This is a genomic window from Acinetobacter amyesii (assembly GCF_002018365.1).
Taxonomy (GTDB): Bacteria; Pseudomonadota; Gammaproteobacteria; order Pseudomonadales; family Moraxellaceae; genus Acinetobacter; species Acinetobacter amyesii.
Genome location: NZ_MVKX01000004.1, coordinates 59,280 through 81,678, shown reverse-complemented (window position 1 = coordinate 81,678; position 22,399 = coordinate 59,280). Strand labels below are relative to the sequence as shown.

Sequence of the window (22,399 nt, the reverse complement as noted above, 5' to 3'; positions counted from 1 at the left end):
TGTCAAAATTAAGTATTAATCAAAGAGAACCTTCGGGTTCTCTTTTTTTATGCGGCTCAAAGGAGATCAGATGAAGCAGAGTGATGAATTGGCAACACAAATTTTGTCGGTCATTCAATTGATACCGCAAGCAAAGATTGCCACTTATGGACAAGTTGCCAAATTAGCGGGTTTACCGAAGCATGCACGACTGGTTGGCTATGTACTTAAGCATCTAGATGCAACATCAACGATTCCATGGCATCGGGTGGTCAATGCTCAGGGAAAAATCAGCACGCAGCGTTGCAATGAAAAAGGCGAAAAAATTCAGCAATTGAAATTGGCAGCTGAAAATGTCTTTGTGGTGAATGGACGCATCTCATTGAAACAATATCAATGGTTAGCTTAAAAAATTCTTGCCTTAAACATAGAATTTTAATTTTATAATTGATGAAGCAGTCAATAAAAAAGCCCTCTAGGATCAGAAGGCTTTTTATTTCACGCTATAAATCTAATGGCTTATTTGCGCACAACCAAAACAGGAATGTCTGAAGCACCCAGTACGCTTTGAGCTACGCTGCCCAAGAAGAATTTTTTGATCCCTGTACGGCCATGTGAACCAATAATAATCAAGTCCGCATGTGTTTCTTCTGCAGCTTTAACCAGTTCTGTATGCACCACTTGACCTTCAAGTAAGCGAGTTTCAACAGTGACACCTTCAGTTGAAAATTTCGCTTTTGCTTCTTCAAGTGTATTTAAAATCGATGCACGAGCACGTTCAATTAAATCATTGGTTTGTGCTGCTGAAATATACTCTGCAGCAATATATGGATCGAGCGTCAGTACTTGAACCACAGTAATTTTACTGCCAAAAGTTTTTGCAAACTCGACAGCTTTAGCCACCGCAGCATAAGAAGTTTCTGAACCGTCCACTGGAACTAAAATATTATTTAAAGCCATCTTATTTCTCCTTATCTGATCAATTGAATTTGGATGGAAAAACCTGAAAAAAAGCGCTATTTACATTGATCATAGTTTCATCATACGCTTTTTTATTTGGGAATAAAACCAAGTAAATTCATAAGGATATTGTGAATTTTGCAATAAAAATATTGCAAAAATATAGACTTGTTTTCACCTCGCTTAGCGATAGCAAAAATGCTCAATAATGTAAGCAGCTATGTCTAGATTGTAAGACAATTTGGTGCTGAAAAAATTGAGCCTAGATAATTCATCCATCAGTGGACATGGTTTCAATCACACCGTTTCTCTTGCTCTGTCAGGGTGATATGCAACGCTTGTTGCTCAAGCAAGCTTAATTTATGCAACGCATCTTCAGGGAAGATCTGTTTTTGCAGGCGTTGAATCTGTCGTGCTGATAAATGCTGATTGGCACAATACATCGCAGCTTCATTAGCGCGCGCAACACTGACTAACTTCTCCTGATCATTGAAGTCGAGACGAATGATTGGTTGCTGTGCTCGGCTAAGTTGAGCCATGCTGCGCTTTTGTTGCATGCTCAATAAAGGCTGTTTATTAATCCAAGTCGCCACATCACGTCGCACACCATAGTAGTCAACAAAAATAGGCGAGACGATTTGGCAGCCCGACAAGGTCATGACGGCAAGGCTGAGGGTCAGACAGGTTTTTTTTATCGAATTGAATTGCATGATAAAACTCTAATTTTTAATCAAAAAATATAGTAATTAGGGCTAAAAATAGCATGATTTGCTTAAATAGTAACATCTTGAACTTTGCTTGTTTAAACTCTGAACAATTGCGAACAAAAATGCTTGACGATAATGTGTGAAATCTAGATAATGCCACCACAGTTTACGGCTATGTAGCTCAGTTGGTTAGAGCACCGCACTCATAATGCGGGGGTCACAAGTTCAAGTCTCGTCATAGCCACCATTTTTATAGACCAAGCTCTCAGCTTGGTCTCTTTTTTTGTGCCTAGAAAAAGTCAAATAGATTGAAACAATTACAGCACTAATAAATTGATCTGTTCACGATAATTATTTAAAAATAAAAGAGAGCTTTAATCTTTGACGGCATTTTTTAATCGTATAAATTTTGAAATACACCTCTCAATTATTTTTTTATTTTTATTGCTGCGTATTTTGCGCCTATAAAAAAGCCCAGTGATAGAACTGGGCTTTTTGATTTGAATCGAGTAATTAGATACCCGGTTTCCAACCATTCACGATCGGGTAGCGACGTTCACGGCTAAATGCACGTGAGCTGATACGTGGACCAATCGCGCCTTGGCGACGTTTGTATTCGTTTAGATCAACCAAACGGATGACTTTTTTCACGACTTCAGCATCAAAACCTTTGGCAATGATGTCATCTTGACTCATGTCTTCTTCGATATACGCATACAAGATGGCATCTAATACTTCGTATTCAGGTAATGAGTCTTGGTCTTTCTGATCTGGACGAAGTTCCGCAGAAGGTGGGCGAGTAATTACACGTTCAGGAATCACTGGTGTTTCTGAAATGCTGTTACGGTATTTTGCTAGTTCAAATACAATCGTTTTATAAACGTCTTTAAGAACCGCAAAGCCACCGACCATGTCACCGTACAATGTGCAGTAGCCAACAGATAATTCAGACTTGTTCCCTGTAGAAAGGACTAAATTGCCGAACTTGTTCGATAAGGCCATTAACAATGTACCGCGAGAACGCGCTTGTAAGTTTTCTTCAGTCGCATCAGTCGGTGCATCGCCAAAGAAAGGGAACAAGGTTTGCATGAAGCCATTCACAATCGGGTTGATTTCGGCAATACCAAAAGTCACACCCATATTTTTGGCTTGTTCAGCCGCATCTTCAACACTGATTTGTGCAGTATAAGTATATGGCATCATGACCGCTTGAACTTTATCGGCGCCAATCGCGTCGGCAGCAATCGCTAAAGTTAATGCTGAGTCAATACCACCTGAAAGGCCTAAAATCACACCTGGGAAGCCTGAACGTTGTACGTAGTCACGTGTTGCGATCACAAGGCTTTGGTAGATTTCAGCCATGGTATTTAATACAGGGGTGATTGCACCTGTTTTAAAGGCTTTTTGTTCAGCATCGTATTCTGCGATATATAGATCTTCAACAAAACTCGGTGCTTGCAACGCAACTTCACCTGAATTGTTCATCACAAAGCTTGTGCCATCAAAGACAAGGTCATCTTGACCGCCGACTTGGTTACAGTAAACCAAATTGATGTTCAATTGTTTGGTCAATGCAGCCATGGTTTCAATGCGATGCTGTGGTTTACCAACTTCATAAGGTGAAGCATTCAACACCAAAGCGGTTTCAACATTTAACTGAGCAAGCTGTTGAACCGTTGGTAATGCCCAAACATCTTCGCAAATCAACACACCAAACTTATGACCTAAATATTCAAAGACTAGGTGTTGATGACCTTCACTGAAATAACGTTTTTCATCAAAAACGCTATAGTTTGGAAGATTTTGTTTATTGTAAATCCCGAGAACTTGACCATTTTTCATGACAGCAGCAGAGTTATAGCGCTGACCATCTTCAGTTTGATTCACAAAACCAAAGACTAAAACGATGTCCTTAATGCTCGCTAATTGTTCAAAAGCTTGCTGTGTACGTTTATTTAAACTTGGACGTAATAATAAATCTTCAGCAGGATAACCAACTGTAGAAAGTTCCGGAAAAACAATAATATCTGCGTTCTGTTCTTTTGCAGCATTGGCTTGTTGAAGCATTTTTGCTGCGTTTGATTCTAGGTTACCAATATGCGGAGAGAACTGAGCAAGTGCAATTTTAAAACTATTCATTCCAACTAAATCCTATTCCTATAGGTGAATACACTTAACACACTGATTTGTATTATTGTGATTATTCAGCGAGTGTATTTAGATACGAAAAATACTGCCGAAAGGCGAAAACAAAACACCATCATCGTATGATAATTCACTTGTTTTGATGCAAAGCAAAAAAATAAGGTGAGCCTATTTTATCTGAATTTAAGCGAGATACTAGAGGTATTCATAGCTTTTAAAAGCCTAGCTGAGCTTATGTGCCATAAAGTAAATATTAATGCTGTTTTTTTGTACTTAAAATAGCGTCAATGGTCGAGCAATAGTGTGAAATAGAATGATCAGGCGATATTCAATTTTATCTAAAAATATTCGCCACAGAGCATGGACGCTTTACAGCTCAATGTGATGAACAAGTTCTGGATATAAAATAATATTTTTAATTCGCTTTAAATAGATGTCACGAGCAATGTCGCCTTGTTGCTCAATGTTGTAGTCAAAAAATGCTTTGTGTGGTTTGAGGGTATAGCGGTATGGATTATATTTTTTAAAACTGAAGAAATACGCCATCTGTAAAATAGCACCCCGACCCAAAACATTGATCTGCTGCTGGTATTGATAAACATGGGCCATCTCATGAATAAACAGGGCACGATATCCTAAAGACGCTTTGGCATAGTCCGCTTTAAACAGTAAATTTCGTGCATGGATATACCCCTGAGGCGCCATGACCACATGCGCCGATTGCCAAGGCAGAAAAGGATGATTCATCACTTTCACTTGCTCATATTGAATCAAATCCCCAAACACACTGCGACACATGGATATTTCACCTGCCGTGAGAGATCGATATTTAAAACCTTCAAGTTTTAATAGTCGGATGAGCGTGTGAAAGAAAGGCAACATGATGAAAGGTGTCTAAAGTTCCAAAGGAATGTACATTTTTACTATAACCTGAAAATACGGCATCACGCTGTAGCACTGTATTTAAAAAACGATATTTTTGCATCTGCTACAGCGAAAAATCGGTCAGGGCGTTACAATTTAGTTTTCGGTCAAACAGATAGTCAGATGCAAGCACGGATCAATACTTTAATTTCTGAAATTAGCAAAAATATGTATGAACGTGAGCAGATTATTGCTTTGAGTTTATTGGCTGGTGTTGCGGGCATGAATACCTTTTTATATGGTTTGCCCGGTACAGCAAAAAGTTTGATTTCGCGTCGAATCGCCTCGGCTTTTGAAGTCCATGACTATTTTGAATATTTGATGAATCGTTTCAGTACGCCGGAAGAAATTTTTGGCCCAGTATCGATTAAAGCCTTAAAAGAAGATCAATATATTCGTAAAACAGAACATTATTTACCACGGGCAGATTTTGCTTTTTTAGATGAAATTTGGAAAGCCAGCCCTGCGATTTTAAATACTTTACTGACCTTGGTGAATGAGCGGAGTTTTAAAAATGGTGACATTGTCCAAAAAGTTCCATTGAATGTTTTAGTCAGTGCATCGAATGAAATTCCCGAACCGAATCAAGGTTTAGATGCCTTATATGATCGTTTTATTTTGCGCTTAGAAGTGCCGCCGATTGCTGTTGCAGAAAACTTTCATGCACTATTACAGACCAAGCCGAGTCAAGTCAGTGTTGAGGTTGATACGACCTTAAAAATAAAAAAAGCGGAGTTGCAAGATTGGCGGGAGCAGATTTATCAGGTGGATTTACCCGCTTCGATTTTAAATTTGTTTGATCAACTTAAAACTCGACTCAACCATAACTTTGAAGATCACGTGGTCTATGTCTCTGACCGTCGTTGGCAACGTGTGGCTTATTTAGTCAAAACCTGTGCATTTTTAAATGATCGTCCATCAGTGATTTTGAGTGATTTATTAATTTTAAAACATTGCTTATGGAATCAGCCTGAAGACATTGCATTTGTTTCACAGCAGATAGATGAAGTATTGGCTGAAAATGGCTTAAATTATGGGTTGCAGTTCGAACAGCATGTGGCAGAGAAGGATGCACTTGAACAGCGGGTGCTCAATCATTTTTATTATACCGATGATGTCTATGAGAGTTATTTAATTCATGGCACTGACTACTTACGTGCAGTGACCAATCTAGATCGACACTATAAAGATAAAGTGTTGTATCTCGAACTAGATAAAATGGATACGAAAAAGGACTTCTTTGCCTTAGATGATACCGGTGAAGAAGTGCGTGGCATCGTATGTAATTTTAATGGTTCAAGAGTGTGTACGTTAAAAGGTGGCTATTACGGCTTAGAAGAAGTGGTGACGCCGTACATAAAACATACCAAAGGGAGTCCACGCAGCGCACTTTCAGCACAAAGCCAATATGAGCTGTTACACGAAATTCAACAGCTCAAAGCACTGTTTCAAACAGAATTGGATTTGTTAACGGAACGCTTTAATGGCCAAAAGCATCAGTTTAAATCGGTCTTTGTCACTGAACAGGATATTCAACATTTAATTCAATCTATTGAGCAGCAATTGGCACGATATCAGTTGCAATTGCAAGATTGTGAGCGTCTGGAACAGTTATGTCGCAATTAAAACCGACACGACATCAAACTCAATCGGCACTCGATGAATTAAGTTCGCAGCTTTATGATGAATTAAAACAATCCAGCTTAAAACATTGGTTGGATGATCATAAAGTTGCAAAAAAGCTCGATCAAAAAATTCAGGAATGGGCCTTTCAGGCAAAATCGAGTTTAGATCAGCAGCATCCCTATGCAATGGCGCAGCAGCAATTGGAACATTGGCTTGCGTTAAAGCATTGGGAACAGGGTGATTTTGTTCAATTCCACACTGAATATGCCGCCTTTATGCAAACCTTGGGGATTCCTGAATTCACTGAAATGTGGCAACAGAGCCAACAGTCGTTGCTGACCGAGCAGCAGCGTCAATTACACATTGAACTATTCAAAGGCAAATGGCAGCGCAAATTGACCGAAGCCATTGCACATTGGGAGTTTGAACAGCTCCGTTTACAACGCGATGCCTTTTTAGATGAAATCAAAGATTATCTTGCGACATTGTCGAAAATGGTCAAGCACCATGACGGCGTCGGGTTTGAAACTGGGATTTTTCTGGACTATTCCAAAGGGCAATTGACTGAACACGATGTACAGAACTTTGAGCAATGGGCGAATTATCTCGAGCAAGATCGGGCGCTTAAACGTCTATGTCAAATGATCGGAAGCGCACAGCCGAATATGCCACGTAAGTGTATTTCTGCTCAGTTAGAACAAGAGCCACAGCAGCTCATCCATACCCCGATGGCGCAAGAGGAAATTACTGGAATTAAATTGGCGCAAGAACTCAGTATGGCTTTACCTAGCGAGTTGGCGCTATTAGCTGATCCAGACTTGCAGGTTTTATTTGATTTGAAATATTTAGAATCTAACCTGATGAGTTTTAATCGACACGGTCAGCAACAGGGACGGGTGATCGAAGACCCACGCCATACACAGCGTCGAGTCGGACAAAAAGGCCCGATGATTGTTTGCTTAGATACCAGTGGCTCAATGAATGGACAACCTGAACTGATTTCCAAAGCGATTTGTCTATATTTATCCATTCGAGCGCTAAAAGAAAAGCGAGCGATGTATTTGGTGAATTTCTCGACCAATTTAACTGCGCTGAATTTACAGCATAATAGTGCTTTGGATGATGTCATTCACTTTTTAGGGCAGTCATTTCATGGGGGGACCGATATTATCCCTGCGATGAATCATGCCGTGGACATGCTGAAACAACCGAATTTTGTACATGCCGATGTGGTGGTAATTTCCGACTTTATTATGGGTCAACTGACTGAAGAACTCATGCAAGAGATCACACATTTTAAGCAGCAGGGCAATGGATTCTACGCTGTGGCCATTGGTAATTATAAACTGGATCATTTAGACGACAGCCTGTTTGATCATCAATGGGTCTATCAATCTGCGACCGGTGAAGTGCAAAAAATGCAATAATAATCACTCACTCAAAATACGCCATGACCTTTAATGATAAGCTTTTGAGCCATACAACACCGATGTTTTAAAGATTGTCTGACAAAGAAAATATTTGAGCATTTTTGCAAATCGAGAGGTCGGTTTTGCTAATGGTCTAGTGATCTATCTCACTTAATTTGATCCTCAATCTATGTGTTTTTACTTCAATCGACATGAAGTCAATGAAGGGGAAACACCCAAATTGAGAGCAAAATCATGAGCGCTTTTCAACCGATAAAAAAAACGTTAGCACGCGTATTTGCAGGCCCTGTCTTTGACACAACCAAACAGTCTGCCGTTGTTCCTATTCGTCATATGAAATTTGATTTTGAGCCAGAAAAAATTGATCCAAAATTTTATATGAATGCAGAATTGGCCAGTGCTTATTTTGCGTCATTGTCTATTTTCTTAACTCGTGGCGAAGATTTGGTGATCGATACTGCTCGATTTCATCGTGACTTTATTCAAGATCCGGTATTAAGACAACGTGTCACGTCTTTGATTGGGCAAGAGGCCATTCATTCACGTATGCATGAAGAAATGAACGAAGCATATCGCGCAAGAAATCTACCTGTGCAATTTTTCAGAAAATTAGAACATTATGTTTTTGCTTACGGCTTTGAGCGTATGCCGCAGCCAATGAAATTATCTTTAATGGCGGCAATTGAGCATTTCACCGCAGTGCTTGCGGAATACATGATGAATCATGAAGAAATTTTCTTTAGTTCAATTGATGAAAAGCAACGCGCCATTTGGATGTGGCATATGTTGGAAGAATCAGAACACAAAGACATTGCCTATGATGTCTATCAAGAATTATCAGGTAATTATGCTTTACGTATTGCTGGCTTTTTCCCTGCATTAATTACCATTTTGGGTTTGATTTCAATTGGTGCTTCGATTGTCCCGTTCTACAGAAAACCGTCGAACTTGATTAGCCTAAGCTACTGGAAAGATGTTCCGCGTAGTTTCCAACTGATTTTTGGTCTAAAAGATGGTGTTTATGGCAGCAGCCTCGGGCACATTTTTGACTATTTAAGACCAAGTTTTCACCCGAATGACCATGACACTTCTGCATTTCTTGAATATTACAAAAAGCGTTTGTTGAACCCTGTTGATGGCGTGTTGACACCTTATTTTGTCAAAGAATTTACCCCAGCATTAAAACGATAAAAGGAAAAACCATGGGTCTATTTGGAAAAAAGAACAAGCCAAGTGAAAATGCCTATGCGGTCGTCACTGGTGCAGGCAGTGGTATTGGACGAAGCTTTGCTTTGGAGTTGGCACGTCGTGGCGGGACTGTGGTCTGTGCAGATATTCATTTAGATGCAGCGCAAGAAACGGTGGATCAAATTCAATCCATGACCTCATCAAACGCATATGCGGTGCAGTGTGATGTAGGTAAAGCTGAAGAAGTTAAAGCACTGTCAGAGCAAGCTGAGCAGTTGATGGGACATGCTGTGACCTTAGTGATCAACAATGCAGGCGTCGGGCTGGGTGGTAAATTTGATGAGCTGAGTTTAGACGACTGGCAGTGGTGTATGCATGTCAATTTGTGGGGTGTGGTGCATGGCTGCCATTATTTTGTACCCAAGCTGAAACAAAATAAGCAAGGCGGCGCGATTATTAATGTTGCTTCTGCTGCGGCATATACTGCTGCACCAGAAATGACAGCATATAACGTGACGAAGTCGAGTGTGTTGGCATTGTCTGAAACTTTATCGGCAGAGCTCCGATCGGCAAATATCCGTGTGAATGTATTATGCCCAACCTTGGTGCCAACCAATATTATGAAAAATGGTCGCTTGCCCAATCGATATTCAGGCTTAGCTGATCAATTGCTGATGAATCATGCATTTACGACGAGTCATGATGTGGTCAATTTGACATTGAATAATTTAGATGCAGGGAAGTTGTATACCATTCCGCAACCTGATGCCAAATTATTTTGGTGGTTAAAGCGTTTATCCCCGCAAACCTATACCCGCTTATTGGGTGTGGGTTATCCCATATTTAACAACTATATTAAAAAGTCGGGAGCAAAAGCATGAACATGCCGACACAATTACATGACGAAGATGTAAAAGCATTAGATCAAGAGAAAACTCAAACTAAAAAGCCCACAGCACATACTAATGCACGTCGTCCTGCATCGTCTTCTGCCAAAGCTAAAAAAGCAGCACAAGACCAAGCAGAGTCAGAACCTAGCCTAGAAAAACCAAGCATAGAAAATCAAGTGCGTGTCTACGATACCATTGTGATTGGTGCGGGGATATCCGGTTTAGCTGCAGCTCATCAAATGAATGAACGGGGTTATACCGATTATGTGGTTTTAGAAAAAGCCAATCGCGTGGGAGGTACATGGCGCGACAACACCTATCCAGGCTGTGGATGTGATGTTCCTTCGGCTTTGTATTCTTTTTCATTTGCACCGAGTCATAAATGGAGTCATTTATTTGCCAAGCAACCTGAGATTCTGAACTATTTAGAAGATGTTGCGGAGCAGCATGCGCTGTATCGCAACATTCAGTTCAATTGTGAATTAATTGCAGCGGAATGGAATGAGCAATTAAAGCAATGGCAATTGGAGACCAGTAAAGGTAAGTATGTAGCGAGAACAGTGATCTTTTCCACTGGGCCGATTACTGAACCGCAAATTCCAAAAATTAAAGGTATTGAAAGCTTTGAAGGTGAAATGTTCCATTCTGCGCGATGGAACCATGCCTATGACTTAAAAGATAAACGTATTGCAGTAATTGGTACGGGGGCATCTGCGATTCAGTTTATTCCTCAGATTCAACCTATTGCCAAAAATGTGGTGGTGTTTCAACGGACCGCACCATGGGTGTTACCTAAAGCAGATTTACCACTAAATGACCGTGCAAAAGGCGTGATTACCCGCTTTCCGAGCGTTCAGGAAACTTGGCGAAAAAGTGTGGCCGGTATATTAAATGGTATTAATTTAGGCCTGCGTAATCCTTCACTATTAGAGCCAGTGAATTATTTGGGTCGTCAGTTGTTAAAAACACAAATTCAAGATACTGAATTACGTGAAAAAGTAACACCAAACTTTTCTATTGGTTGTAAGCGTCTTTTATTTGCCAATAACTATTATCCTGCTTTGCAGCAAGCCAATGTCGAACTTGTACCACATGGTTTAGTTGAAATAGAGGGTAATACCGTCATTGCTGCAAATGGTGAACGTCATGAAGTCGATGTCATTATTTGGGGCACAGGTTTTGAAGTTTCTCATCCACCGATTGGGCAACGCGTAAAAAATGCCAAAGGGGAGTTATTGTCAGAACTATGGAAAAACAGTTCTCCTGAAGCGTTTTTGGGTACCAGTATCGCGCAAGTACCTAATGCCTTCTTGGTGCTCGGGCCAAATATTTTGGTTTATGACTCATTTATTGGGATTGCAGAAGCACAGGTTGGGTATATCGTCGATGCCTTGGTAAAAATGAAACAGGAGAAGATACAGCGGCTTGAAATTAAGCCAAACGTATTGGCCTATCACAATGCAAAAGTACAGACACATCTACAGACTACAGTCTTTAATAGTGGCGGCTGTAAGAGCTATTACTTAGATGCCAATGGACGTAATTTTGCAGCTTGGCCGTGGTCACTGAAAAAGTTAAAGCAGCGTCTTAAACAGGTGGACTTGACAGACTATGAGACGGTTGCTTAATAAAAGTCGCTTAACTCGATAAGCCAAAATAAAGCATCATCAATATTTAAACCTTTTGTTTACAGCCTAATTTCTACGTGGAATTAGGCTTTTTTTTATGACGATATCTGATGAAAAAGTGTGTGATTGTCTAGAAAATGGCGATTTAAAATACATTCAGCAATATACACCATACTTTATAGCTTGTGAGGCATCGTTTTATCTAATGATTGAGTTGGAAAATTCAGTCAAATGGGTCTGTTCAATAGTGCAAAATAAATCTAGTAGCATAAAAAAACCGCCCCAAAGGGACGGTTTTTAGATTCGCACAATTCTTTCGAATTAACGACCTTGGATATCGCGTTGAGTTTCGCCAGTGTAAAGCTGACGAGGACGACCGATTTTGTAAGGTGCGCTGTGCATTTCTAACCAGTGGCTGATCCAACCAACAGTACGTGCAAGAGCGAAGATAACAGTAAACATTTCTGTTGGGATACCAATCGCTTTAAGGATGATACCTGAGTAGAAGTCTACATTAGGGTATAGGTTACGTTTGATGAAGTATTCGTCAGAAAGCGCAATACGTTCAAGTTCCATAGCCAAGGCAAGTTGTGGATCGTTGATACCAAGTGCAGTTAACACTTCGTCACAAGTCTCTTTCATTACTTTCGCACGTGGATCGAAGTTTTTGTAAACTCGGTGACCGAAGCCCATAAGTTTAACTTCTTTAGTTTTCACTTTTTCCATGAACGGAGCAACGTTTTCTACAGTGCCGATTTCATCAAGCATCTTAAGAACAGCTTCGTTCGCGCCGCCGTGAGCAGGTCCCCATAGAGCCGCGATACCCGCAGCGATACATGCGTATGGGTTAGCGCCAGTAGAACCAGCAAGACGTACTGTAGAAGTAGACGCGTTTTGTTCGTGGTCAGCATGAAGCGTGAAGATACGGTCCATTGCTTTAGCAAGAATAGGGTCAACTTTGTAATCACGGTCTGCAGGAGTAGCAAACATCATGTACAAGAAGTTTTCTGCGTAGCTTAAGTCGTTACGTGGGTAAACGAATGGTTGGCCTACTGTGTATTTGTAAGTCCAAGCAGCTAAAGTAGGAACTTTAGCGATTAAGCGAATAGCAGTGATTTCGCGGTGGTCAATGTTTTCAACATCGAAACCGTTGTGATAGAACGCAGAAAGCGCACCAACAACACCACACATGATCGCCATAGGGTGAGCGTCACGACGGAAACCATTGAAGAAACGGCCAACTTGATCGTGAACCATAGTGTGGTTACGAACTTTAGCATCGAATTCTTGTTTTTGTTCAGCAGTAGGAAGCTCGCCGTTCAAAAGAAGGTAGCAAGTTTCTAAGTAGTCTGCTTTAGTAGCAAGCTGGTCGATTGGGTAGCCACGGTGTAGAAGAACACCTTTACCGCCGTCAATGAAAGTGATTTTAGATTCACAAGCAGCCGTTGAGACAAAACCAGGATCAAAAGTAAAGTGACCTGCGGCCAACACATCTTTAACGTCAATTACATCTGGGCCTAGAGTGCCACTGTAAATTGGTAAGTCAATTTCTTTGCCATCAAGCTGTAAAACGGCTTTTTTGCCAGTTGCTTCAGACATTCAATAGATCTCCTGTCCTGGTGAATGTTTTATCTGACTCAGTACTAATCTTTTAATGCGAGAATCAGACGGATCAAAAATTTGCTCTAAGATTAGAGGGAACTGAAATTTTGTCAATTATACTTATGGATATAAATTGAGGATCATTCATTGAAATGAAGCACAATTCATCCGCTTAAAAAATGAGTAAAATCACAGTGCCGACGCAGTATAATAAGTCAAATTGCAGGGGAGGTGCAGATTAAAAAAAGCCTATTGCCTTAATTGTAAGCAATTTTTAATTCTTAAAAACTCTGAAACAAATATGAATTACAAGACCGCTATTTCATTAAATTATTATAATTTTCGTAACTTACACACATCTATGGCTCTAAATTGCTGTTTTCTTATTCATAATTAAAACGACTTAATCGCCATTAAAAAAAAGTTCGTTTGGTTAAAAAATAGTTAATTAAACGCCTTAAAAAGCTTAATAAATGATCATTTTTGTCATTGGAATGGGAAATAATGGTGTTTTATTGAACGGATTTGCTGTTGCTGAGATTTTTATGCACAGACTAAGTACTTATTTCGTTTCATGATCTTTGAGTTTTATCATTTGAGAAAATGATGCACATTTATTTTTATGATTAAGGCTTGGCGAATGTGCTGGAAGATTTTAAAATGTAGTGGGAAAAGAAAGATTTAGATTTGTTCATCTTTAGTCTAAAAGTTTAAATCACCATATACACACAAAAACAATAAATGAAATTTACATTTAACTGATTAAAACCAACAAGATAGTCTGATTTTCTTAGATAAATAAGGTATTTGTTTGTAGAAAAGTTATTGTTAATGATTCTTATTTAAGGATATTTTGCAAAATTCCTAATTGTCTTCGTTTGTGTTTTGAAAGTTCACGTTTTATAATTCCCTGTCGTTTATAAGATCAGACAGCTGCAGAGTTTATTATATTGTAATGTCTGACTATGCTAGCTTTCCTACGAATTAATTCCAACAAACTCCGGATGGAGTTTTTACTTACAGGATGCCCGCTGTGAAAAGCAACAGACCTGTCAATTTGTCCATGGGTCAAGTTTTAGAAGTAAACTTAAAATCCCCTGTGGCTATTGCATCAATTTTACACCGTCTATCAGGTGTTATCGTATTTTTACTCGTACCGGTCCTTCTTTGGATTTTAGACAAATCTCTATCTTCACCTGAAGGTTTTGCGCAAGTTCAGGCTGTGTTTGACAGCTTTATTGTGCGTTTTGTCGTATGGGTATTTGTAGCCGGCTTAATTTATCACCTTATTGGTGGTATCAAGCATCTATTTGCAGATCTTGGCGTTGCTGAAGAACTTCAAAGTGGTCGTATCGCAGCTACTATTTCATTGATCTTGTCTGCAATCGGTATTGTTGCAGCATTTGTATGGATTGTTCTCTAATGAAAAGTGCTACAGGTTTAACAGGATCAGGTTCACGCGATTGGTTTATCCAACGTGTAAGTGCCGTTGTATTGGCTGTTTATACTATTGTTGTACTGGGCTGGATCCTTTGCAATAGCGGATTCACTTTTGAGCAATGGTATGGCTTTATGATGACAACACCAATGAAGATTTTATCTTTATTGTCTGTCTTATCTCTTGTTGCGCATGCTTGGATTGGTATGTGGCAGGTATTCACTGACTATGTGACTACTCGTCAAATGGGTCCTTCAGCAAACGGTCTGCGTTTAGTGCTGACTTCTGCAGTGATTGTTGCAGTATTTGCATACGCGATCTGGGCGATCCAGATTTTTTGGGCAAATTGATAGGAAGATATCATGGGCGCTATAACCCCTAAAGAAGATTACACAAATATTCCACACCAAACTTTCGATGCAGTCATCGTAGGTGGTGGTGGTTCAGGTATGCGTGCTTCTTACCAACTTGCTCAAGCTGGTTTGAAAGTTGCTGTACTGACTAAAGTATTCCCAACTCGTTCACACACTGTTGCAGCGCAGGGTGGTATTGGTGCATCTCTTGGTAACATGCAAGAAGATAACTGGCACTACCACTTCTACGACACAGTTAAAGGTTCTGACTGGTTAGGTGACCAAGACGCAATTGAGTTCATGACTCGTGAAGCGCCTCAAGTTGTATATGAACTTGAACACCTAGGTATGCCATTTGACCGTAACGCTGACGGTACAATTTACCAACGTCCGTTTGGTGGTCATGCTGCGAACTATGGTGAAAAACCAGTTCCACGTGCATGTGCTGCTGCCGACCGTACAGGTCACGCACTTCTTCATACGCTTTATCAAAGCAACGTGAAAATGGGTACTCAATTCTTCGTAGAATGGATCGCACTTGATTTGATCCGTAACGAAGCAGGCGATGTACTTGGTGTGACAGCAATTGACCAAGAAACTGGTAAAATTGCAGTATTCCAAGGTAAAGCTACATTGTTCGCTACTGGTGGTGCTGGTCGTGTTTACCGTGCATCTACTAACGCTTATATCAACACTGGTGATGGTCTTGGTATGGCAGCTCGTGCAGGTATTCCATTACAAGATATGGAATTCTGGCAATTCCACCCAACAGGTGTTGCGGGCGCAGGCGTATTGTTGACAGAAGGTTGTCGTGGTGAAGGTGCGATCCTTCGTAACGATGCTGGTGAGCCGTTCATGGAACGTTATGCTCCGACACTTAAAGACTTGGCACCTCGTGACTTCGTATCACGTTCTATGGACCAAGAAATTAAAGAAGGTCGTGGCTGTGGTCCTAAGAAAGACTACATCTTGCTTGATATGACGCATCTTGGTGCTGAAACAATCATGAAACGTCTTCCATCTGTATTCGAGATTGGTAAGAAATTCGCGAACGTTGACATCACTAAAGAGCCAATTCCTGTAGTACCTACAATCCATTACCAAATGGGTGGTATTCCTACAAACATTCATGGTCAAGTGGTTGTTCCTGTATCTCGTGAAACTGAAGCTTTGGTTGCGAACTACAACAAAGAAACTGATGTGTACTCACACAACGCGGGCGACCGTGATTTCACTAAACCAGTGAAAGGTTTCTATGCAATCGGTGAATGTTCATGTGTATCTGTACACGGTGCAAACCGTCTAGGTACAAACTCATTGCTTGACTTGGTTGTATTTGGTAAAGCTGCTGGTGAACATATTGTTGACTACGTAACTAAACACCATGGTGATGAATACGCTCCATTACCTACAACTGTTCTTGAAAACACTTTGAATCGTGTTCGTCATCTTGATGAATCTACTTCTGGTGAAAATGCTCAAGAAGTTGCAGATGCAATCCGTGACATCGTTCAAGACCACGCTGGTGTATTCCGTACATCTGCACTTCTTGAAGAAGGTGTGAAACAGATTCTTGCGATCGAACCACGTGTACGTAACATTCATTTGAAAGACAAATCTAAAGTATTTAACACAGCACGTGTTGAAGCTCTAGAAGTTGAAAACTTGTATGAAGTTGCAAAAGCGACACTGATTTCTGCTGCTGCACGTAAAGAATGTCGTGGTGCGCATACAGTGGTAGATTTCGAATTACCACCTGATCATGCTGACTACCCATACGGCCGTCGTGATGATGAGTGGATGAAACACACTTTATGGTTCTCTGTAGATAACCGTCTTGAGTACAAACCAGTACGTTACAAGCCTTTATCTGTAGATGCTATTCCACCTAAACCACGTACATTCTAATTGGGAGAAGTAAGATGAGTAGAGGTACTCGTACATTTAATATCTACCGCTACGATCCTGATAAGGATGCAGCTCCGTACATGCAAACTTTTAAACTAGAGTTGACAGACAAGCACCGTATGTTGCTTGATGCGCTTCTAGCATTAAAAGTACAAGACGAATCATTAACATTCCGTCGTTCATGTCGTGAAGGTATTTGTGGTTCAGATGGTGTAAACATCAATGGTAAAAATGGTTTAGCGTGTCTTTGGAACCTAAACGACTTGCCAGAAGTGATTACAATTCGTCCACTTCCAGGTCTTCCAGTAATTAAAGACTTGGTTGTAGATATGAATCAGTTCTACGATCAGTACAACAAAATCCATCCGTTCCTAATCAACAATCAGCCTGCGCCTCCTAAAGAGCGTTTGCAGTCTCCTGAAGAACGTGAACACTTAGATGGTTTGTACGAATGTATTCTGTGTGCATGTTGTTCAACTTCATGCCCATCATTCTGGTGGAACCCAGACAAGTTCTTGGGTCCATCAGCATTGTTGAATGCATATCGCTTCATCATTGACTCTCGTGATACAGCAACTCAAGAGCGTTTGGCTCGTCTTGACGACCCATTCTCATTGTTCCGTTGTAAAGGTATCATGAACTGTGTATCTGTATGTCCTAAGGGTCTTAACCCAACTAAAGCAATTGGTCACATCCGTAATATGCTTTTAGATTTAGGTTAATAGATTTAGCAGTAAAAGGAAGCGCGCCATTGGGTGCGCTTTTTTTTGTCATATATAAAAGTGATGATAGTGAAAGTTATTCGCTGTCATTGATGATTGCTTTAAATGGATTTCATAAAAACGTAGTGAATTAAAGGTATAAAGCGATAGATAAATGGTTATTTATTGATGAAACGCTCGTACAAGTCTGTCAAAAGGATTAGAAGATGTTATTATGTAACGTAGTAAAAAGAGAGAGGATAGGAATGTCAGCTCTCTTTTGTTTTTGTATATAACTTGAGGGAAAAATCGAACGTAGACTTTTGTCTTAATTGAAAGATCATTTTATATGTAGCACCATATCATAGATGAAAATACAAACAGTGTATTTCGCTAATTTATGAGAGGTATGTGTCAAAAAAATCAATTGAAAATGCTCGAACGTGTTAGCATTTAAAGCATCACTATATGTAAAAAATGACTTTGAATTAGGTACATTTTTTCTACAATTTAAGCGCTGTAGACGGTATATAAATGTTAATAAAGTCGCTTTAGAAAAGATAATGGTGCAAATTTTATTTTTTCTAAGACGATTTGCAAAAATTGCCCGATTTATGTCGGGTATTTCTCAATGAGTAATGATGCCGCTGAGGGCGTTATTGTTCATTAATCACATTGGGTAATCCTAATGTAGTGATAACGCCTCAAGGCTTAAGCCTAATGGGGACTAATGTCATATTACCAATTTGACATTACTAATCATGGGTTCGCTTAAAAAGCATCCTGAAATGTTTTGCAATAGGAAATGGGTCCACAAATGCAAGAAGTTGCTGACGCACTGCGTCTTGACACTGAACTTAGCGCTGACAGTGCAGCGTATATTGAAGAACTTTATGAGCAGTATCTAACGGCTCCAGACTCAGTAGAGGCTGATTGGCGTGAATACTTCGATAAATTCCCGAAAGGTGATCAACCACACAGCAATGTACGTGAGCAATTCCTATTATTAGGCCGTAATTCAAGCCGTGTTCAGCCAGTAGTGCAAAGTGCAGTAAGTTCTGAGCATGAACGCCGTCAAATCGGTGTATTACAGTTGATCGCTGCATACCGTAACCGTGGTCATCAAAACGCAAAATTAGATCCACTAGGTCTTGCAAAACGTGAAATCGTGCCTGATCTAGATCTTGCTGCGCATGGTTTAACTCAGTCTGACTTAGACACTGTATTTAATACAGGTAACCTTGCAATCGGTAAATCTGAAGCAACACTTGGTGAAATGGTTCAAGCAATGGAAGCAACTTACACTGCTTCGATTGGTGTTGAATACATGCACATTGTTGATACCAAAGAAAAACGTTGGATTCAACAGCGCCTTGAAGGTACTCGTGGTCAATTTGGCTACACTGCAGACCAAAAGAAACACGTCCTTGAACGTCTAACTGCAGCTGAAGGCCTAGAAAAATACCTTGGTAACAAATTCGTTGGTGCGAAACGTTTCGGTGTTGAAGGTGGTGAATCTTTCATTCCTATGGTGAATGAACTTATTCAACGCGCGGGTTCAGTAGGTTGTAAAGAAGTGGTTATCGGTATGCCTCACCGTGGCCGTTTAAACCTTCTTGTAAACATCATGGGTAAAAACCCAGCTGACCTATTTGGTGAGTTCGAAGGTAAAGCACTTCATAAAAAAGGCTCTGGTGACGTTAAATACCACCAAGGTTTCTCTTCAAACGTAATGACTCCGGGTGGCGAAGTTCACTTGGCATTGGCGTTTAACCCATCACACTTAGAAATCGTTGGACCTGTAGTTGAAGGTTCTGTACGCGCACGTCAAGTACGTCGTAAAGATATCGGTGGTGATGATGTATTGCCAATCATCGTTCACGGTGATGCTGCATTTGCAGGTCAAGGTGTAAACCAAGAAACCTTCCAAATGTCACAAACTCGTGGTTACACAGTGGGTGGTACAGTTCATATCGTCGTGAACAACCAAGTTGGTTTCACAACGTCTGATCCACGTGATGCACGTTCTACAGAATACTGTACTGACATCGCTAAAATGATCCAAGCACCGATCTTCCATGTGAACGGTGATGATCCTGAATCTGTATTGTTTGTTTCTCAATTGGCACACGATTTCCGTCATACATTCCGTAAAGATGTTGTGATTGACATGTTCTGCTACCGTCGTCGTGGTCATAACGAAGCCGACGAGCCAGCTGCAACTCAGCCAATGATGTATCAAATCATCAATAAAAAAGCGACAACTCGTACGCTTTATGCTGACAAACTTGTACAAGAAGGCGTTCTTGATCGTGCTTCTGCTGATGCAATGGTTGAACAGTATCGTTCTGACCTTGAAGCAGGTAAACACGTTGCAAATGCGTTGGTACTTGAGCCAAATACAAAAATGTTTGTGGACTGGAAACCTTACCTAGGCCACGAATACACAGACAAATGGGATACGACTTTCCCAATCGAACGTCTAAAAGAGCTTGGTGCGAAAATGCGCGAGCTTCCTGAAGGCTTCGTGATGCAACGTCAGGTTGCTAAAGTGATTGATGACCGTCTGAAAATGCAGACTGGTGAAATGCCATTGAACTGGGGTGCTGCTGAAACTTTAGCTTATGCATCTATTCTAGATGAAGGCTTCCTTGTTCGTTTAACAGGTGAAGACGTTGGCCGTGGTACATTCTCACACCGTCATGCAAAACTTCATAACCAAGTCGATGGTTCAACTTACATTCCATTATGTAACTTGAAAGAAAACCAACCACGTACAGCTATTTATGACTCATTATTGTCAGAAATGGCGGTTCTTGCATTCGAATACGGTTATGCAACGACTCTTCCAAAGAGCCTTGTCATTTGGGAAGCGCAATTTGGTGACTTCGCAAACTGTGCACAGGTTGTAATCGATCAGTTCATCGCATCTGGCGAAACTAAGTGGGAACGTGTATGCGGTCTGACTATGCTTCTTCCACACGGCTTTGAAGGTCAAGGTCCTGAGCATTCATCAGCTCGTTTAGAGCGTTTCTTACAGCTATGTGCTGAAGAAAACATGCAAGTGATCACACCGACTACACCAGCGCAGATTTACCATGCGATGCGTCGTCAAGCACTTCGTCCAATCCGTAAACCAATGATCGTGACTTCACCGAAGTCTCTTCTTCGTCACAAACTTGCAACTTCTACATTAGAAGAACTTGCAAATGGTTCATTCCAAACTGTGATCGACGAAATCGACAACATCAACAAGTCAGACGTAACTCGTCTAGTGCTTTGTGGTGGTAAGGTTTACTACGACTTACTTGAAAAACGTCGTGAAAAAGAATTGAACAACACAGCAATCGTTCGTATTGAACAATTGTATCCGTACCCAGAAGCACGTCTTGCTGAAGTTCTTGCACAATATCCAAACGTTAAAGAATTGGTTTGGGCTCAAGAAGAACCGAAGAACCAAGGTGCATGGTTATTCATCGCTCCTCGTCTGTATGACGACGTGATGAAAGCGGGCAAACAAGTTCGTATTAGTTATGCAGGTCGTGAAGCTTCTGCTGCACCGGCTTGTGGTTCACCATATTTGCACGCAAAACAACAAGCTCAACTCGTAAATGATGCTTTAGCTATCGTAGCTGAATAACAGGAGATTCTTAATAATGGCAACCGAAATTAAAGCACCGGTATTCCCAGAGTCAGTTGCTGACGGTACAGTTGCAACTTGGCACAAACAACCAGGTGAAGCAGTATCACGTGACGAAGTGATTTGTGATATTGAAACAGATAAAGTTGTTTTAGAAGTTGTAGCTCCTGCTGACGGTACTATTACTGCAATCGTTAAAAACGAAGGCGATACAGTTCTTTCTGCTGAAGTGATTGCGACTTTTGAAGAAGGTGCTGCTTCTGGCGCTGCTCAAACTCAAGCTGTTCAATCAGAAGAGAAAGTAGAACAAGCTGCTGCGCAAACTCAAGCGGGTGCTGCTCCTGTTGTTGAACGTGCTCAACCTGTTGCTGATCAAGCTCCTGCAGTGCGTAAAGCATTGACTGAGTCTGGTATTGCTGCTGCTGACGTTGCTGGCACTGGCCGTGGCGGTCGCATCACTAAAGAAGATGTTGCAAACCACCAAGCTAAACCAGCTGCTCCTGCTGCTGCGCCATTAAGCGTTGCTGTTGGTGAACGTATCGAAAAACGTGTTCCTATGACTCGTCTTCGTAAGCGTGTTGCTGAACGTCTACTTGCTGCAACTCAAGAAACAGCAATGTTGACTACGTTCAACGAAGTAAACATGAAACCAATCATGGAAATGCGTGCGCAATACAAAGATGCTTTTGAAAAGCGTCATGGTGCACGTCTTGGCTTCATGTCATTCTTCGTTAAAGCTGCAACTGAAGCACTTAAACGCTACCCAGCTGTAAACGCTTCGATTGATGGCAATGACATCGTTTATCACGGTTTCTACGACATTGGTGTTGCTGTATCAAGCGACCGTGGTCTAGTGGTTCCAGTTCTACGTGATACTGACCGCATGAACTATGCTGAAGTTGAAAACGGTATCCGTGCATACGCTGGTAAAGCGCGTGATGGTAAATTGGGTATCGAAGATATGACTGGCGGTACATTCACTATTACTAATGGTGGTACTTTCGGTTCATTGCTTTCTACACCGATCTTAAATACGCCACAAACTGCGATTTTGGGTATGCATAAAATCCAAGAACGTCCTATGGCTGTAAATGGTCAAGTCGAAATCTTGCCAATGATGTACTTAGCGCTTTCTTATGACCACCGTCTAATCGATGGTAAAGAAGCAGTAGGCTTCCTTGTAACAATCAAAGAATTGTTAGAAGAACCAGCTAAGCTAATCCTTGATCTTTAATACTTCAGAATAATGCAATGGGCTTAGAGCGATCCTCTAAGCCCAT

The 22,399-nt window shown here is 40.8% G+C and carries 17 protein-coding genes and 1 tRNA gene; 13 read left to right on the top strand and 5 right to left on the bottom strand.

The genetic code is table 11. The features are described 5' to 3' along the window. The first annotated feature begins 70 nt into the window (after positions 1-70). Positions 71-388, top strand: coding sequence for an MGMT family protein (locus B1202_RS07345; protein ID WP_078189920.1), 318 nt, complete (start codon positions 71-73; stop codon positions 386-388). A 110-nt stretch (positions 389-498) separates the two neighbouring features. On the opposite strand, the gene B1202_RS07340 is transcribed toward B1202_RS07345, so the two are convergent. Together B1202_RS07340 and B1202_RS07335 are read right to left on the bottom strand one after the other, a co-directional pair. Further along, the gene (locus B1202_RS07340) at positions 499-939 is read right to left on the bottom strand and encodes a universal stress protein (protein WP_078189919.1); all 441 of its coding nucleotides are present in this window, start codon (positions 937-939) and stop codon (positions 499-501) included. Between the two features lie 293 nt (positions 940-1,232). Then, positions 1,233-1,649, bottom strand: a complete 417-nt coding sequence (locus B1202_RS07335) for a hypothetical protein (RefSeq protein ID WP_078189918.1) — start codon at positions 1,647-1,649, stop codon at positions 1,233-1,235. A 167-nt stretch (positions 1,650-1,816) separates the two neighbouring features. On the opposite strand from B1202_RS07335, the gene B1202_RS07330 reads away from it, so the two are divergent. Next, positions 1,817-1,893 (top strand) — tRNA-Met (locus B1202_RS07330). Between the two features lie 266 nt (positions 1,894-2,159). Here the strand turns inward: B1202_RS07330 and B1202_RS07325 are convergent. Beyond that, the gene (locus B1202_RS07325) at positions 2,160-3,785 is read right to left on the bottom strand and encodes an NAD+ synthase (RefSeq protein ID WP_078189917.1); all 1,626 of its coding nucleotides are present in this window, start codon (positions 3,783-3,785) and stop codon (positions 2,160-2,162) included. Between the two features lie 375 nt (positions 3,786-4,160). Then, the gene (locus tag B1202_RS07320; RefSeq protein WP_078189916.1) at positions 4,161-4,673 is read right to left on the bottom strand and encodes a hypothetical protein; all 513 of its coding nucleotides are present in this window, start codon (positions 4,671-4,673) and stop codon (positions 4,161-4,163) included. A gap of 165 nt (positions 4,674-4,838) precedes the next feature. On the opposite strand from B1202_RS07320, the gene B1202_RS07315 reads away from it, so the two are divergent. The 5 genes from B1202_RS07315 (at position 4,839) to B1202_RS07295 (ending at position 11,477) form a co-directional block, all read left to right on the top strand. Then, positions 4,839-6,341 (top strand): AAA family ATPase, encoded by a 1,503-nt coding sequence (locus B1202_RS07315; RefSeq protein WP_078189915.1) that lies wholly within the window; start codon positions 4,839-4,841, stop codon positions 6,339-6,341. Beyond that, a complete protein-coding gene (locus B1202_RS07310) occupies positions 6,329-7,768 on the top strand; it encodes a VWA domain-containing protein (RefSeq protein WP_078189914.1) in 1,440 nt (479 codons plus the stop codon). The genes B1202_RS07315 and B1202_RS07310 overlap by 13 nt, the downstream gene beginning before the upstream one ends. Positions 7,769-8,005: 237 nt before the next feature. Continuing rightward, entirely contained in the window at positions 8,006-8,962 is a 957-nt protein-coding gene (locus B1202_RS07305) for a metal-dependent hydrolase (RefSeq protein ID WP_078189913.1), read from the top strand. Between the two features lie 11 nt (positions 8,963-8,973). Continuing rightward, positions 8,974-9,840 (top strand): SDR family NAD(P)-dependent oxidoreductase, encoded by an 867-nt coding sequence (locus tag B1202_RS07300; RefSeq protein ID WP_078189912.1) that lies wholly within the window; start codon positions 8,974-8,976, stop codon positions 9,838-9,840. Positions 9,841-9,842: 2 nt separating this feature from the next. Continuing rightward, positions 9,843-11,477, top strand: coding sequence for a flavin-containing monooxygenase (locus B1202_RS07295; protein ID WP_078189911.1), 1,635 nt, complete (start codon positions 9,843-9,845; stop codon positions 11,475-11,477). Positions 11,478-11,798: 321 nt separating this feature from the next. On the opposite strand, the gene gltA is transcribed toward B1202_RS07295, so the two are convergent. Next, positions 11,799-13,076 carry a citrate synthase gene (gene gltA / locus B1202_RS07285; RefSeq protein ID WP_078189909.1) on the bottom strand — a complete coding sequence of 426 codons (1,278 nt, stop codon included), beginning with the start codon at positions 13,074-13,076 and terminating at the stop codon, positions 11,799-11,801. Positions 13,077-14,103: 1,027 nt separating this feature from the next. Here gltA and sdhC point away from each other — a divergent pair. From sdhC to odhB, 6 genes are all read left to right on the top strand, one after another. After that, complete coding sequence (gene sdhC, locus B1202_RS07280) at positions 14,104-14,502, top strand: succinate dehydrogenase, cytochrome b556 subunit (protein WP_078189908.1); 399 nt, start codon at positions 14,104-14,106, stop codon at positions 14,500-14,502. Then, positions 14,502-14,867 (top strand): succinate dehydrogenase, hydrophobic membrane anchor protein, encoded by a 366-nt coding sequence (gene sdhD, locus B1202_RS07275; RefSeq protein WP_078189907.1) that lies wholly within the window; start codon positions 14,502-14,504, stop codon positions 14,865-14,867. The genes sdhC and sdhD overlap by 1 nt, the downstream gene beginning before the upstream one ends. Before the next feature lie 12 nt (positions 14,868-14,879). Next, complete coding sequence (locus B1202_RS07270; RefSeq protein ID WP_078189906.1) at positions 14,880-16,778, top strand: FAD-binding protein; 1,899 nt, start codon at positions 14,880-14,882, stop codon at positions 16,776-16,778. A 14-nt stretch (positions 16,779-16,792) separates the two neighbouring features. Beyond that, positions 16,793-17,500 carry a succinate dehydrogenase iron-sulfur subunit gene (locus B1202_RS07265; RefSeq protein ID WP_078189905.1) on the top strand — a complete coding sequence of 236 codons (708 nt, stop codon included), beginning with the start codon at positions 16,793-16,795 and terminating at the stop codon, positions 17,498-17,500. A 796-nt stretch (positions 17,501-18,296) separates the two neighbouring features. Further along, complete coding sequence (locus B1202_RS07260; RefSeq protein WP_078190128.1) at positions 18,297-21,119, top strand: 2-oxoglutarate dehydrogenase E1 component; 2,823 nt, start codon at positions 18,297-18,299, stop codon at positions 21,117-21,119. Between the two features lie 16 nt (positions 21,120-21,135). Next, positions 21,136-22,353 carry a 2-oxoglutarate dehydrogenase complex dihydrolipoyllysine-residue succinyltransferase gene (odhB, locus tag B1202_RS07255; protein ID WP_078189904.1) on the top strand — a complete coding sequence of 406 codons (1,218 nt, stop codon included), beginning with the start codon at positions 21,136-21,138 and terminating at the stop codon, positions 22,351-22,353. The last annotated feature ends 46 nt before the right edge of the window (positions 22,354-22,399 follow it).